14 protein-coding genes and 1 tRNA gene are annotated in these 14,496 nt (G+C 65.6%); 9 read left to right on the plus strand and 6 right to left on the minus strand.

Translation table 11 applies throughout. The features are described from left to right. Positions 1-270 carry a hypothetical protein gene (locus ACFVV0_RS03215; RefSeq protein ID WP_387058127.1) on the plus strand — a complete coding sequence of 90 codons (270 nt, stop codon included), beginning with the start codon at positions 1-3 and terminating at the stop codon, positions 268-270. Here ACFVV0_RS03215 and ACFVV0_RS03220 read toward each other — a convergent pair. Continuing rightward, positions 218-1,213 (minus strand): diacylglycerol/lipid kinase family protein, encoded by a 996-nt coding sequence (locus ACFVV0_RS03220; RefSeq protein WP_387058130.1) that lies wholly within the window; start codon positions 1,211-1,213, stop codon positions 218-220. The two genes, ACFVV0_RS03215 and ACFVV0_RS03220, sit on opposite strands and share 53 nt — an antisense overlap. 70 nt (positions 1,214-1,283) lie before the next feature. Between ACFVV0_RS03220 and serS the strand changes: the two genes are divergently transcribed. From serS to ACFVV0_RS03240, 4 genes are all read left to right on the plus strand, one after another. Beyond that, positions 1,284-2,549 (plus strand): serine--tRNA ligase, encoded by a 1,266-nt coding sequence (serS, locus tag ACFVV0_RS03225; protein WP_387058133.1) that lies wholly within the window; start codon positions 1,284-1,286, stop codon positions 2,547-2,549. After that, positions 2,546-3,349: an HAD family hydrolase gene (locus ACFVV0_RS03230; RefSeq protein ID WP_387058136.1), complete on the plus strand. Its 804-nt coding sequence runs from the start codon at positions 2,546-2,548 to the stop codon at positions 3,347-3,349. The genes serS and ACFVV0_RS03230 overlap by 4 nt, the downstream gene beginning before the upstream one ends. A gap of 105 nt (positions 3,350-3,454) precedes the next feature. Then, positions 3,455-4,756, plus strand: coding sequence for an LCP family protein (locus ACFVV0_RS03235; protein ID WP_387058138.1), 1,302 nt, complete (start codon positions 3,455-3,457; stop codon positions 4,754-4,756). A gap of 53 nt (positions 4,757-4,809) precedes the next feature. Continuing rightward, positions 4,810-4,894: transfer RNA gene (locus tag ACFVV0_RS03240), tRNA-Ser, on the plus strand. Positions 4,895-5,350: 456 nt separating this feature from the next. On the opposite strand, the gene ACFVV0_RS03245 is transcribed toward ACFVV0_RS03240, so the two are convergent. The 3 genes from ACFVV0_RS03245 to ACFVV0_RS03255 all read right to left on the minus strand — a co-directional run bounded on the left by ACFVV0_RS03245 (position 5,351) and on the right by ACFVV0_RS03255 (position 8,080). Beyond that, positions 5,351-6,571 (minus strand): MFS transporter, encoded by a 1,221-nt coding sequence (locus tag ACFVV0_RS03245; protein ID WP_387058141.1) that lies wholly within the window; start codon positions 6,569-6,571, stop codon positions 5,351-5,353. 107 nt (positions 6,572-6,678) lie between these two features. Then, positions 6,679-7,095: a hypothetical protein gene (locus tag ACFVV0_RS03250; RefSeq protein ID WP_387058144.1), complete on the minus strand. Its 417-nt coding sequence runs from the start codon at positions 7,093-7,095 to the stop codon at positions 6,679-6,681. 31 nt (positions 7,096-7,126) lie between these two features. After that, a complete protein-coding gene (locus tag ACFVV0_RS03255; RefSeq protein ID WP_387058146.1) occupies positions 7,127-8,080 on the minus strand; it encodes an alpha/beta hydrolase fold domain-containing protein in 954 nt (317 codons plus the stop codon). A 64-nt stretch (positions 8,081-8,144) separates the two neighbouring features. Between ACFVV0_RS03255 and ACFVV0_RS03260 the strand changes: the two genes are divergently transcribed. Beyond that, positions 8,145-8,756: a TetR/AcrR family transcriptional regulator gene (locus ACFVV0_RS03260; protein ID WP_387058148.1), complete on the plus strand. Its 612-nt coding sequence runs from the start codon at positions 8,145-8,147 to the stop codon at positions 8,754-8,756. A 2-nt stretch (positions 8,757-8,758) separates the two neighbouring features. On the opposite strand, the gene ACFVV0_RS03265 is transcribed toward ACFVV0_RS03260, so the two are convergent. Continuing rightward, entirely contained in the window at positions 8,759-9,334 is a 576-nt protein-coding gene (locus ACFVV0_RS03265; RefSeq protein WP_387058150.1) for a TetR/AcrR family transcriptional regulator, read from the minus strand. A gap of 78 nt (positions 9,335-9,412) precedes the next feature. Between ACFVV0_RS03265 and ACFVV0_RS03270 the strand changes: the two genes are divergently transcribed. Next, complete coding sequence (locus ACFVV0_RS03270; protein ID WP_387058153.1) at positions 9,413-10,237, plus strand: SDR family oxidoreductase; 825 nt, start codon at positions 9,413-9,415, stop codon at positions 10,235-10,237. A gap of 508 nt (positions 10,238-10,745) precedes the next feature. Here ACFVV0_RS03270 and ACFVV0_RS03275 read toward each other — a convergent pair. Then, complete coding sequence (locus ACFVV0_RS03275) at positions 10,746-11,312, minus strand: TetR/AcrR family transcriptional regulator (protein WP_387058156.1); 567 nt, start codon at positions 11,310-11,312, stop codon at positions 10,746-10,748. 319 nt (positions 11,313-11,631) lie between these two features. Between ACFVV0_RS03275 and ACFVV0_RS03280 the strand changes: the two genes are divergently transcribed. Together ACFVV0_RS03280 and ACFVV0_RS03285 are read left to right on the plus strand one after the other, a co-directional pair. After that, positions 11,632-12,681 carry an MFS transporter gene (locus ACFVV0_RS03280; protein WP_387058159.1) on the plus strand — a complete coding sequence of 350 codons (1,050 nt, stop codon included), beginning with the start codon at positions 11,632-11,634 and terminating at the stop codon, positions 12,679-12,681. A 72-nt stretch (positions 12,682-12,753) separates the two neighbouring features. Continuing rightward, positions 12,754-14,310 (plus strand): carbohydrate-binding protein, encoded by a 1,557-nt coding sequence (locus ACFVV0_RS03285; protein ID WP_387058162.1) that lies wholly within the window; start codon positions 12,754-12,756, stop codon positions 14,308-14,310. Positions 14,311-14,496: the final 186 nt, after the last annotated feature.

Raw genomic sequence — 14,496 nt, forward strand, 5'->3', positions numbered from 1 at the left:
GTGCGGAAGACCTTCCGGATCCTGGTGACGATCGCCCTGGCCTGTGCGGGCGTCGCCCTTCTGAGCGCACTGGTGCCCGCCTTCTTCCCCTCGGGCTCGCGGTACTACTACTTCCTGGCGCCGGGGAGCTTCGTCGCCGGCCTGGCCGACCTCGTGCGCACGCCGGCGATCACGTTCGCCCTGGCGAGTGCTGTCGGAGCCGTGTTCGTGCGGGCGCTCACCTGGCAGCGGAAGGCACCCGCACCCGCAGGCCGCCGTGCTCGACCGTGAGTTCGACGGTCGAGACGTGCCCGAATCCGTCGCCGTCGAGCTCGAACGGTTCCGGGGCCTCGACGGTCAGGCGCACCGAGCGTCCGCGCAGATAGCTGAGCTCCGTGCGCACTGCGCGATTCGTGATGCGGATGATCCGCTGACCGAGCGCTGACTTGCGGAGCACCCGGTTCTCCCAGGTGACCTTTCGCCAGATCATGAGCCAGCCGAACAGCGACTTGGGCTGCAGAACGGCGATGTCGAGCATCCCGTCGTCGACCAGGGCATCCGGGATGAGCTCGATGTTGCCCGGCAGGCTGCCGCAGTTGGCGACGAGGATGGTGCTGACGTGCGCCGACCGGGCGGGCTCGTCGTCGAGACTGTAGCCGATGCGCACCTTCTTGGATTTCGGCAGTGCGCGGAATCCGGCGTCGACGTAGGCGAGCCAGCCCAGCCGCCGCTTGAGGCGGGGGCGGGTGTTCGCGATCAGGGCTGCGTCGATGCCGAGCCCGGCCATCACCAGAAAGGCGTGCTCGACGGATGCGCCGCTCGCGTCGGTCGCGACGGCGACACCGAGGTCGATGGCTCGCGTGCGGCCCTGGAACGCGATCGCGCAGGCGACGTCGAGGCTGGTGTGGGTGATGCCGATGTTGCGGGCCAGCAGGTTGCCGGTGCCGGAGGGGAGGATGGCGAGTTCGGCATCCTCGCCCCGCAGCGACTCGGCCACCGCACGCACGGTTCCGTCGCCGCCGGCCGCGAGCACGAGGGTCGCTCCGGCCGCAAGTGCCTCCCGCGTCTGCGACTGACCGCCGTTCTCGACGGTCGTCGGCAGCCACAGCACTCCGCCGACGCCGGCCCGGGTCGCGGCAGCACCGACAGCGGTGCGGATGCGCGTCTCGTCGACCTTGATCGGGTTGAAGACGACGGCCACCAGCGCTGGGGCGGCGCGGTCGGGATCGGTCACCTCGCTCACGCTACTCGTTTCCCTGTGGACAACCCGAATGGCGAGGTGTCCTGCTCGATAAGCTGTGCGAGTGATCGATCCAGTTCTTCTCCGCGAAAACCCTGACCTCATCAAGCGTTCGCAGGAGGCACGGGGCGACTCCGTCGCGCTCGTCGACGAAGCCCTGGAGGCCGACCGCGAGCGCCGTGCCACCATCACTCGCTTCGAGGAGCTGCGCGCCGAGCAGAACCTCTTCGGCAAGCAGGTCGCCGCCGCTCCCAAGGAGCAGAAGAAGGAGCTGGTCGCTCAGGCGCAGAGTCTCGCCGGACGGGTGAAGGAGGCGCAGCAGATCGCGAACGACGCGGATGCGCGCTTCGACGAGCTGGTCCGCGGAATCGGAAACGTGATCATCGAGGGCGTGCCGGCCGGCGGCGAAGACGACTTCGTGACCCTCCGCACCGTCGGCGAGAAGCCGACGTTCGACTTCGAGCCGAGAGATCACCTCGAGCTCGGCGAACTGCTCGGAGCGATCGACATGGCACGCGGTGCGAAGGTCTCCGGAGCCCGCTTCTACTTCCTGCGCGGGGTCGGCGCGCGTCTGGAGATCGCGCTGATGAATCTGGCGCTCGACCGCGCGCTCGCCGCCGGCTTCACGCCGATGATCACCCCGACGCTCGTGAAGCCCGAGATCATGCAGGGCACCGGGTTCCTGGGCGCGCACGCCGACGAGGTGTACCGCATCGAGGGTGAGGATCTGTATCTCACCGGCACGAGCGAGGTCGCGCTCGCCGGGTATCACGCCGACGAGATCCTCGACGTCACCGAGCCCCTCCGGTATGCCGGATGGTCGACCTGCTACCGCAAGGAGGCCGGCTCGGGCGGCAAGGACACCCGTGGCATCATCCGGGTGCACCAGTTCAACAAGCTGGAGATGTTCGTGCATATCCTGCCCGAAGACGCCGAGGCGGAGCACGCTCGGCTCGTGCAGTTGCAGGAGGACATGCTGCAAGACCTCGGGCTCAGCTACCGCGTGATCGACACCGCCGCCGGCGACCTCGGCTCGAGCGCCGCCCGCAAGTTCGACATCGAGGCGTGGGTGCCGACGCAGGACCGCTACCGCGAGCTCACCTCCACCTCCAACTGCACGACGTTCCAGGCCCGCCGGCTCGACATCCGCTACCGCACCGAGAGCGGCAAGACAGCTCCGGTGGCGACGCTCAACGGAACGCTGGCCACCACCCGCTGGCTCGTCGCCATCCTCGAGACGCACCAGCGGGAGGACGGGTCGGTGCTGGTCCCCGAACCGCTGCGGCCCTACCTCGGCGGGCTCGCCGTGCTGGAGCCGATCGCGCGGTGAACGACGAGAACCGCCTGCTGATCGCGCTCGACGTCGACGGCACGCTCATCCACGAGGACGAGACCATCGGTGCGGCCGTTCTCGATGCCGTCACCAGCGCGCGCGAAGCCGGGCACGAGGTCATGCTCGCCACCGGTCGCAGCTGGGAGACGGCCCGCCCCATCCACGACCGGTTCGGGCTCACCAGCAAGTTCGTGGTGTGCGCGAACGGTGCCTTGACGATGCAGCGCGACGACCGGGTCGAGGGCGGGTACCGGCGCGAGTTCATCGAGTCGTTCGACCCGACCGAGGTGCTGGAGACGATCCGCCCCTTCCTGCCGAGCGGAAGCTTCATGGTCGAAGATGCGACCGGGTTCCGCCGCTACACCGCCGGCATGAGCGAGTGGGAGCTGGCGAACGGCATCGAGGTTCCGTTCGAGGAGCTCACCGCGCATCCGGCGACCCGCGTGGTGGTGATCTCGCCGCAGCACGACGAGGAGGAGTTCCTGTCGATCGTCGAGCGGATGGGGTTGCACAAGGTCAGCTACGCGATCGGCTGGACGGCGTGGCTCGACATCGCGCCCGACGGCGTGAACAAGGCGACCGCACTGGAGCGCGTTCGCAAGGCGACCGGCATCCCGCGGTCCCGTGTCGTCGCGGTCGGCGACGGGCGCAACGACATCGACATGCTCCTGTGGGCGGCCGCAGAAGGGCGCGCTGTGGCGATGGGCCAGGCACCGGATGAGGTCAAAGCGGTCGCGACGCACGTCACCGAACCGGTGGTGGAGGACGGCCTTGCGAGCGTTCTCAATTCACTGTGACCAGCACTTCTTGCGTGTCTGTCCAGAGGTTTGCCAGGGTGGTTTGAGACGCTAGAAGTCCGTGCCCATGCACGGGCGCCTAGTCTGCGCGATGAAAGGGAGTGAATGAGCGAGTTGCCCACCCGCACCCAGTTGCGTGCGAAAGAGACCTCCGTCGGTCCCACGATCGCGCGCCATGGGCGCCTCAAGCAGCACCGCCCCTTCCGCTTCATCGCCATGATCATCGCGGCCGTCGTCGGTGTCGTCGCGGTGAGCAGCGCATCCGTCGCTGCGTATGCGATCTGGGATGTGTCGACAAGCCTCAAGCCGTCGGTCAAGCTCGTCAACGCCAAGGGCGACCCGCTCCCGGCGACCCCGCAGGTCGGCGCGATGGACGGTGCGTTCAACGTCCTCCTCGCCGGCAGCGACTCCGGCGGCGGCAACGCGGCCTACGGCAAGCGCGGCGAGGTGCTCAACGACGTGACGATGCTGCTGCACGTCTCGGCCGACCACAAGAACGCGACGGTCATCAGCTTTCCCCGCGACCTGTACGTGGCCATCCCGTCGTGCCCCGACCCCAAGGGCGGCAACTTCGCCGCGATGAGCCGGCAGAAGATCAACAACACCCTGTCGTACGGCGGGCTCGCGTGCACGGTTCTCACGGTCGAGAAGCTGACCGGGCTCGACATCCCGTACGCGGGTGTCATCGAGTTCGACGGTGTGATCGAGATGTCGAACGCGGTCGGCGGCGTGCCCGTCTGTGTCGCGGGCGACATCAAAGACCCGTACACGGGCCTGGATGTGAAGGCCGGCCAGAACACCCTCCTCGGTCAGCAGGCACTCGCCTTCCTCCGCACGCGCCACGGCGTCGGCGACGGTTCGGACCTCGGCCGCATCAGCAACCAGCAGGTGTTCCTCTCCTCGCTCGTGCGCACGATCAAGAGCGCCGACACCCTCGCGAACCCGGTGAAGGTCTACGGTCTCGCCAAGGCGGCGACGAGCAGCATCACTCTCTCCGAGAGCCTCAACAACGTCGGCACGATCGCTTCGATGGCTGTCGCGCTGAAGAACATCGACCTCAACAAGGTCGTGTTCGTGCAGTACCCGAACCACTACGTCGAGGGCGGCGGTGGCGTCGAGCCCACGACGTCCGCGGCGACGGCCCTCTTCAACGCACTGAAGAACGACCAGTCGATCGCCCTCACCGGCGACGCGGGCGTCGGCTCCACGGTCGACCCGAACGCGCCCGCCACGGAGACCCCGGTCGCGCCGACGACCGGCACCCCGGAGGCCCCGGCGACCGACGCGCCCGCGACGGGCACCTCGACCGACGGCTCGACGGATGCGGGCGACACCGTCGACCTGCCGTCGAACGTCCACGGTCAGACGGCCAGCGAGTACACCTGCTCGAAGCCGTACGACGGCTGATCGGGCCGTCGTCGTCCGTTAGAATCGGGCGACGCCGGTTCGCGCCGGCGCCAGGAGGGCTGTCCGAGCGGCCGATGGAGCCAGTCTTGAAAACTGGTGGGCAGAAATGTCTCGTGGGTTCGAATCCCACGCCCTCCGCTTTGCGAAACGCGCCTCGATCCCAGTGATTCACTTGAATTGGCGCTCGCTGAAGACGTGTCCGTGTGATTTCGGCGCCGCTGATTCGCCGTCGCCCGGGCGCGCGCCTGGCCCGTGTCGACCGTCACCATAGATTGTCTTTCCGCCACGAAGATTGTCTTTCCGAGACGACAATCCAGGTGGCGGGTTCTGTCGAATAGCGCCTAAAAACCGCGGCGCAGCAACAGATGAGAAGTGCTCGCGACAATTCCAGCGCGTATCGCCCGAATCCTGATGATCCTTATTGGGAGCCTGAATGGTGGGCGCTCAGCCTCCGCAAGGTCGCTCTACGAACCAGAGAAGAAAGACTATCGCCCTTAGCCTTCGACGCGCCTCCTTTGGACGAGGTATTGCGCGACGAGCGCTTCCCTGCAACGAACACCTGATATCAGGAAGATCCCTCGGGTCGCGCGCCACTCAGGCGGGATTCCCCATCTGTCGGTGAAGCACGACGAGTCCGATCGATGCGAGGAGGGCGAAGACGGATGGGATGAGGAACACGAGTGGGAGTCCCACCGTGCCTGCCCCGATGCCTCCGACGAGACCGCCGAGGGCCGAGCTCAGCGCCGGCGCCGTGATGAAGATCGCCGACGCCGTGGCGACAGCGACGGGTAGCAGCCGCTGGGCCACGATGATGCCCAGCCCGGCGAAGATCCCCCAGACACCACCCATGAGGAGCTGACCGGCGAAGAGGCCGACCGCGGTCCCGGTCGTCGCGAAGAGAAGGTTCGCCCCCATGCCGAAGAGAGCGCCGACCACCATGAGCGGGATCATGCCCGTCCTACGCGCGACGACGACCGCCACCGGCATGAGGGCCAGTTCGACGAGTGGCTGGATGCCGATGATGGCGCCACTGAGAGCCGCGGGAAGGTGCAGCTGCTCGTTCATGTAGATCGGCAGATAGGCGTACTTGATGGACTCGCCGGCGTAGACAAGGATGTATAGCCCGGTGAACGCGAGAAGCGGAACCATCGCCCGCACCGGCACGTGCGCACGTGAAGCCGGGTCGCCATGCTCCGTGGAGGGCGCTGCGTCTGCGCCGTCGCGCAGCCTCCCGAGGGGGATGATCTGGGCGAGGGTGCAGACGGCGGTCGCGATCAACATCACTCGGAGGCTGGTCTGTGCAGCGAGGTACGATCCGGCGACCGGGCCGATCACCCATCCGAACGTCAGAGCCATGCGAACGATCGAGACGACACCGTCTCCGGCCGGCGTCGGGGCGGCCGCGAGCTCGTCATGGATCGCGGCGAAGAGCTGAGACGCCGCGGCGCCGGCGAAGCCCAGGATGATGGCGCTGATGGCGAACGGCATCCAGAGCTGACTGGAGAATGCGAAGGCGAACCCGCCGAGAGCACCAGCCACGGCGCTCACCCGGAAGAGGCCGAGTCTCCGACCGATGCGGTCGGAGCGGCGTCCGATCAGATAACCTGCGATCGGCGCCGTGAGGCTGGTGAGGTAGTACAGGCCCGCGACCGTGAGCGAGGCCCCGAGATCCTTGACCAGGAACTGCGCGATCTGCGGCGCCGCTGCCGAGGTTCCGAGCCCCGAGAGGAACAGCGCGACGGTCGAACCGCGGTAGAGCGGACTCCCGAGCACGACGCGCACGGCCGACGGCGTGCGGGTGAGCAGGTCGGTCATTGCGAAGCGTCTCCATCGAGCAAGAATGCGGAAAACCGTCGAGTGGTCGGTTTCTGCGATGCTATGCCGTCAGTGAGGCGGGGCGCAAGCCGGACGGGCGCGTGTTCCTATTGGCCAACGTGAAAGGTGCCGATCTTGGTGGTGCCGTCTGATTTGAAGACGGGGATGTCGCCGCCGTGGTGGGTCTTCTGCCAGTCGAGCGCTTGTTGGGGGGTTGTGAAGCTCTTTGAGGCGGTGGTGCCGTCGATCTCGTCGAGGTCTTTGCCATACACGTATCCGTCTTTGCCGTTCGTGGCCGTGACAGCGATCAGATCGGGTGTTCCCTTCTCGTTCTGCACGCCGTAGGTCTGTCCCGAGGCGTTCTTCGCCCACGCGGTGGTACGCGCGCTGACCCAGGTGAGGGTTGCGGTCCAGCGCGGCGTTTGGTCGTCGGAGATGGCGAGTTCCTGGATCCAACTGTCTGCGGTGGCGGGTTCGCCGAGTGCCTCTATCAGCGGCGAGCACGATCGCGACGGCCTGGGCATGATTCACCGGGTTGGACCGGTCATGTGCTCATCAGGCCGATTGGAGGCACCTCTGGACGAAGGCTCCGACTTCGGCGGACACGGCGGCCTCTTCTGGGGCGTTGCCGTATCCGGCGTGGGGGCGGGCGTCGAAGATGTGCAGGTCGGCATTCACACCGGCTTCGCGCAGCTTGCGGTGCATGCGAACGGTGTTCGAAAGGTAGAGGTCGCGGGTTCCTGAGATCAGGATCGTCGGCGGGAACCCGGTGACGTCGCCGAAGAGCGGGGAGAGGTATGGCTCGGTAAGGTCGTGCCGGTTCGCGTAGAGGGCGTTGACGTCGAGAAGGCTCTGCAGGCCGACGCTGACGTCGGCCAAGGTGGTAAAGCTGTCTCCCGATTCGGTGAGGTCCACCTCGGGAGTCAGCAGTACGAGGCCGGCGGGCATGGGCAGGTTCTCGTCCTTCGCTTTCAGCATCAGCGCTGCGGCGAGGTTGCCACCGGCAGAGCCGCCACCGACGATGATCTGGGAAGGGTCGCGGACTTCCAGAAGCGCCCGGTAGACGGCCGTGACGTCGTCAAGGCCGGCGGGGTAGGGGTGCTCGGGCGGCATCCGGTAGTCCGGCGCCCAGTGGACGACCGGCGCGCTGAGAGCGGAGATCTCGGTCATCACCCGGGTGAGGTCGCCGCCTCCCATGATGAGTGCCCCACCGTGGATGCTCAGGAACACGGGGGAGTCGTCGCCGGTCGGGGCGCCAGAGGGGGTGACGACATAGGTCGGGACACCGGCGATCTGTTCCAGTGAAGACTCCATCGGGAAGGCCATCCCGCTGAGCATTTCAGCGACGAAGGCGTCGGACTGCTCGACGTAGCTGGTCCAGCCGGCCACATCGTCCACAGCGGGAAACGGGGTTCGAACGATCGGGACTTCGAGTCCAGCCCGGGCCGCTTCACTGAGAAAGCTCGGGGCGGCCGGGGGAATGACGGGAATGACGGTGTCTTCGGGCATTGCATCTCCTTTGATGGTGGGCCCTTCATATTGAATACGGTGCGTCTCCTAATTGCAACCATTGATGGGATACTCTCAGGGCGTGAGCGCAGCACAGGAGCCTTCGGGCACACGTCGGGGTAGACCACGTGACCCGCAAGTGCGTGCCCAGGTTTTGACCGCCGCATCGCGTCAGCTGGAGGGCGTCGGCTACACGGCCATGACGATGGAGGGCATCCTCGCGGACACCGGGATCGCCAAGCGCACCCTGTATCGGTGGTGGCCGAGCAAAGCGGCAGTAGTCGCCGAGGCCATCTTGGAGGGCTTCGTCCCGGTACCCGAGAACAGGATCGCGCATACCGAGGATGTGTGGGACGACCTCCGCGACTGGCTTGAGGCCGTCGCGGTCTCGGTGCGTGGATCGTATGGCGAGGTACTGCGCGCGGCAACGGCGATCGGCGCGACCGACGCCCCATTGGGGGAGAGCCTCACGAACGCGTTCGCCCGTCCCGCACGGGCCGACGTCATCGCGCGGCTGCAAACGGCGGTGGAACGCGGTCAAGTCTCCCCGGGCGCCGATCTCGATGCGGTGGTCGACCTGTTGATGGCGATCATCGTCTACATCGGGGTGAGCCGCGACGACGCTGCCCGTATTCCGGGAGTCCTAGGGGTCATTCGGTTAGGCATCGAACCTTAGTGTCACGCGCGTCCGACCAGCGCTGAGACGACGGCACCTGGCGCAGCGGGGTTTGCGCCTGGGGTGAGTGCCCCGAAGAGAACGGTGCCGATGAGGGCATCCGCGACTGCGATTTCGTCTACGTCGGCGCGCAGTTGCCCAGCGGCTTTGCCCTTTGAGATTCGGTCGACCAGGCTCTGGTGAACGGGGCCGGTCGTCATGGAATACAAGAGTCGCGCCTCCTCTGGATCGTCTGATGCGGCAGTGATGAGTGCGCGTGTGATGGAGGCCTGGAGCGGATCTCGCATGGCTGCGGCGATCGCCTCGAGCCAGCTCGTGAGGTCCCCCTCCAGGCCGCCCGTATCCGGGACTGGTTCGGACGGTACGTCAAGTTCTCCGGCAAGCAGCAGGTCGGCGATGATAAGTGCCTTAGTCGCCCACCACCGGTAGATCGTCTGCCGACCAGTGCCCGATCGATCCGCAATCTCCTGAATGGTGAGCCGCTCGTAGCCCTTCTCGGCGAGGATCTCTCGCGCGGCCGTCAGGATGGCGCGCCGGGCAACCTCACTCCTCGGACGTCCTCGGGAACTTGTCTGCACGAGTCGATTCTAGGTCGCTTGCAGTATTTCGAGACAGGTGTATCGTAAGTGTGTTTGCAAGCAATTCAAGGGAGCAAAATGACGAAGACTGCCGTGATCACCGGTGGGACCGGCGGGATGGGGATGGCCACGGCCAGGATCCTCGGAACGGATCACCGCATTGTCCTGGCTGATCTGAACCAAGAGCGTATTGATGCGGCGGTAGTCGATCTCCGTGCTTCCGGCATCGATGCTTCAGGAACGGTGTGTGACATCACTGATCGGGCTTCCGTGGACAAGTTGCTGGCCTTTGCGGAAGCCGGAGATCACCACATCCGAGCCGTCGTGCACACGGCCGGCGTCAGTCCCCAGATGGGCTCAGCCCAGTTCGTTGCCCGTATCAATGCAATCGGCACCGTCAATGTGACGGAAGCCTTCCTCGCCCGGGCAACCGAGGGAGACGCTCTCGTGAACGTCGCCTCCGTCGCAGGCCACGGTCTGCCGAAGATACTCGTTCCTTCGGGTGCCTTCCCGAAAGCGGAGAGCGACCCGGTCGCGTTCGAGAAGATCATCGTCCGCCGGTCGCGGGTATTCGGAAAGAAGCTGCATTCCGGCCTCGCATACAGCTTCAGCAAGGCCTTTGTCATCTGGTACTCGCGCAAGCAAGCTGCCGCGTTCGGTGCCAGGGGAGCCCGCATCGTCTCCGTTTCACCCGGCAGCTTCGACACCGCGATGGGTAAGCTCGAGGCGGATCATGGTGCTTCCGACCTGCTCAAGGTCTCAGCCCTCAAACGATTCGGCAAACCGGAGGAAATTGCTGCCGTTCTCGCCTTCTGCGCAAGTGAGGCTCCGGGCTACTTGACCGGCACGGACATCCTTGTCGACGGTGGCACGCGGGCCGGACAAGAGTTCAAGAAGTCCTAGAGGACTGGCTCCACCCGGACACTCACCTCAATGGAGCGCGTATCGCGAGCGGTGAAGGCGCTCGCTCACGCCCGCCCTCGATCAGCTGCTTCAATGATGCGGTGAAGTCGAATGAGCGCGTCCTCGAATGGGAGATCATCGACGGCGAGAGTCGGAATCGCTGGATGAGCCGCAGCAAACAGCGCGGCTGTCGCGTGACCTGGCGAGATCTGCACAACGGTCGACGGTTCGAGTTCGGCCAGTAGGTCGGTGGTGTCTCTGACGGCATGGTGATGCTCAAGTTCGAGGAACGAGCAGTGCCAATGCGGAACAATTGAAGCCGCTGAAAGTCACCGTGATTTCGCGGATTTTGGTCGCCGGCGAGGTGTCACCAGGTCTGCCGCTAGAGTTCGAATCCCACGCCCTCCGCGACCTCGTGGTTGACGCCATGCCGCAGCCCGGCCGAAAACAGGTCGGCGAGTCGCGTCAGTGCTGCGGTGTCTCGCGAGCCGGCGCCGCTACTGAGCGTCTAGTCGGAATAACCAGTCAGCGCCTGCCAGAGGTAGTCGAGGTGCGCCGGGATGTCGATGGAGCGGTCATGCATCCATTGGATCTGCAGGCCGTCCCACGCCGCGAAGATGAGAGCGGCGGCTTTCGCGGGGTCGACTGTCGGATCGATCTTTCCTTCAGTTTGCTCTTGACGAATGGCGTTGGCGATTTCGCGACGTGCCATCTCGTAGCGTTCGCGGGTGAACTCATGCCCCGCGTGACTTGGCCCCGATGACTCGACCATCACACGTGTGTAGAGCTCGATCAGGCCGGGAACTGACGCGTTGTCGCGCGCGATGCGTGAGGGTGTGAACGAGCCGGCCGCGAAACGCGCGGTCCGCTCGTCGCGTTCGCGGAGGATCTCCACGAACAGCTGGTCCTTGGTGCCGAAGTAGTGGATGAGTCCCGGCTGACTCAGCCCGACCGCCTTCGCCAGCCGCGGAATCGTCATCGTGTCGTACCCGCCCGAACCGATGAGCTGGAGGGCTGTGTCGATGATTTCGGCGCGCTTGGCGATCCCTTTGGCGTACTGAGCAGGTCTGGTCACACGAACAGGCTATCCCGGTTTGAAATTAAAACCATAGTGTCGTATGGTTTCACAGCCGACTATCCAAATCGGTCATCGACGATGATGAAAGGCTTACCCATGACGCTTCCCACTGACGACGTCGCCGAACGTTCATTCATCGAGGAGGCGGCAGGAAACGAAGATCCGCCCACCCCGATCAAGGGCGTTCGCCGGCTGCTCTGGTGGATGATCCCCGCCAATCTCGGCATCTTCATCATTTGGGGCTCGTTCCTCCAGGTTCTCCTACCGGCACAGGGACCCGGCGCACAAGGTCGCGAACTTCGCGATCGTCTCGACGGTGGGAGCCATCTTCGCGCTCTTTGCCCAGCCGATCGCGGGCCAGCTTTCCGACCGCATGCGCTCGCGTCTGGGCCGCCGCGCGCCCTGGATCCTCATCGGGTCGCTCGTCGGTGCGCTCTCGCTCGTCGGCCTTGCGGCTGCCAACTCGTTCGTCAGCATCCTGATCGCGGCGACGTTGGTCCAGACGGCGTTCAACTTCGCCCAGGGACCGCTGAGCGCCATCATGCCTGACCGGGTTCCCCTCAAGCGCCGCGGATCGTTCGCTGCCCTGACCGGGATCGGCGTCATGGTCGGCGTTCTCGGCGGCCAGATTCTCGCTTCGATCTTCCTCGGCAGCATCGGTGCCGGCTACGTGGTCCTGGCTGTCCTGTCGGTCGTCCTGCTGTCGCTGTTCGTCGTGTTCAACCCGGACTACTCGAGCAAGGACCTCGTTCTCGAGCCCTTCAAGTTCGCGGACTTCCTGAAGACGTTCTGGGTGAACCCGGTCAAGCACCCCGACTTCTTCTGGGCGTTCACCGGCCGCACGCTGCTCTACGCCGGCTACTTCACCGTCACGGGATACCAGCTCTTCATCCTCACCGACTACCTCGGTATCAAGAACCCGGCCTCGGTCATCCCGCTGCTCGGTATCGTGAGCCTCGCGGGCATCCTGATCTCGACCGTCATCTCGGGGCCGCTCTCCGACAAGTTCGGCCGCCGCAAGCCGTTCATCTTCGCCTCGTCGGTGTTCGTCGCGATCGCGCTGCTGATCCCGATGTTCTCGCCCACCCTGCCCGGCTGGATGCTGATGACCTTCATCTCGGGCTTCGGCTTCGGCATGTTCCAGGCCGTCGACACCGCCCTGATGAGCCAGGTGCTGCCGTCGGCCAAGTCGTTCGCGAAGGACCTCGGCGTCGTCAACATCGCTGCCACCCTGCCGCAGGCGCTGGCACCTGCCATCGCCGGCGCGGTCGTGCTCGGCTTCGGCTACATCGGGCTGTTCCCGATCGGTATCGCGCTGAGCATCCTCGGCGCGTTCGCCGTGCTGCCGATCAAGGCATCCCGCTAGCACCGCTTCACGCCAACACCATCCGGTGGCGTGGTCGATTCGGCTGCGCCACCGGATGAAGGGAAAGAGAAGATGAGCACCACCCAGGTTCCCGATGGCACCCTCACGGCATCCATCAATCCGTTTCTCCCGGCGACCGAGTACATCCCCGACGGGGAGCCGCATGTCTTCGGTGACCGCGTCTACGTCTACGGCTCCCACGATCTGGCCGACGGGACCGCGGTCATGTGCGCGGGCGACTATGTCTGCTACTCGGCGTCGCTGACCGACCTGGCCCACTGGCGGCACGAAGGTGTGATCTTCCGCCGCAACCAAGACCCGTTCGCCCGGATGATGACCGAGCGCGGTGGCGACCGGATGGGGATGAAATCGCACCTGTTCGCACCGGACGTTGTCGAGATCGACGGCAAGTACTACCTCTATTACGGCATCGGGCTGTCTGAATCGGGTATCGCGATGGCGGTCGGCGATTCGCCGATCGGACCCTTCGAGTATGTGGGACGGGTGCGGTATCCCGAGAGCGAGAAGCCTGCCGGTTGGCGGGACGGGAAAGACGGCGTCGACGACGGAGACATGGCGTTCTTCGGCGGAAGAGCAGCGCTAAGTCGCGGCGGCATCCGGTTCAAGGAGTATCCGTACGACCCTGCACTGCTGCTGCACGACGGTCAGCTGTTTCTCTACTTCGGCCTTCTCAACTGCTATGTCGTCGAACTCGACACGCGCGATATGCGCACCGTTCTGAAGAACGAGACCGGCGGCTACGCCACCCAGGTTGTGCGCGCCAGACCGCTCACACTCGTACGCGACCTCATAGTCAAGAGCCGCACCGATGCGCACTTCGTGAACGGCCCCTCGATCCGGGAGATCGACGGCCGGTTCGTCCTGAGCTACTACGCCTTGGGAAGCGGCGGGTTCAACGGGATGTACTACGCGACCGCGGATGCGCCGCAAGGCCCGTTCACACCCGAAGGCCCCCTTGTCTCGCTGGGCAACGCCCGGTTCCACGGCCGGAAGGCACCCACGGATCACACCGGCAACATACACGGCGGCATGTTTTCGGCCGGTGACCAGTGGTACCAGATCTACCATCGCCAGACGAGGGCGGGCCGCTCGGCCTGCGTGGCACCGCTGACGCGCACGGCTGACGGTGGTTTCGAACAGACGGAGCACACGTCGATGGGTTTCAGCGCGCATCCCCTCGACGCGTACCGCCGGTGGCCGGCCTACATGGCGTGCCACCTGACGAACAGCAAGGGCGTCAGTGGCAAGAAGAGCCCTGTCATCGACCAGCGCGCCTACGACTGCCCTGAGGGAGAGCTGCCTGTGGTCCGCGGCCTGCGGGCGGGAGGGGTCGTCGGGTTCAAGTACTTCGACTTCGGCAACTCGGTTGCAGGTTCCCGCATGAGCCTCGAGGTCAATCCAGGGAGCCGCGGCCGAGTGGATGTTCGACTGGACGATCCACTCAACGGCCCGGTCGTTGCTGTTGTCGAGGTCGACGGTCCGATCGGCGAGTGGGGATCGTTCAGCGCGACAATGAAGGCCATTGGCGGAGTGCATGCGGTCTATCTCGTGGCCCGTCCTGAGGGCGAGGATTTGGGTGAACTGTCGTACCTCGCATTCGGCCGGTAGAGCAGACGGCGAACGGGCCAGGCGACCCCCTGGGGCACCGGAACCCGGATCGATCGACGTCCTCGTCGGGGGGGGGGGGGGGGGGGGGAAGGCCCCCCCCCCCCGCGGTGACGAGCTTAGGGGCGGGTATGGGGCAGCCCGAGGGTGGGAGCGCCGTGGGGGGGGGTGGTTTTTGATGAGTAGAAG

It is taken from the genome of Leifsonia sp. NPDC058230 (assembly GCF_042882245.1).
Lineage (GTDB): Bacteria > Actinomycetota > Actinomycetes > Actinomycetales > Microbacteriaceae > Leifsonia.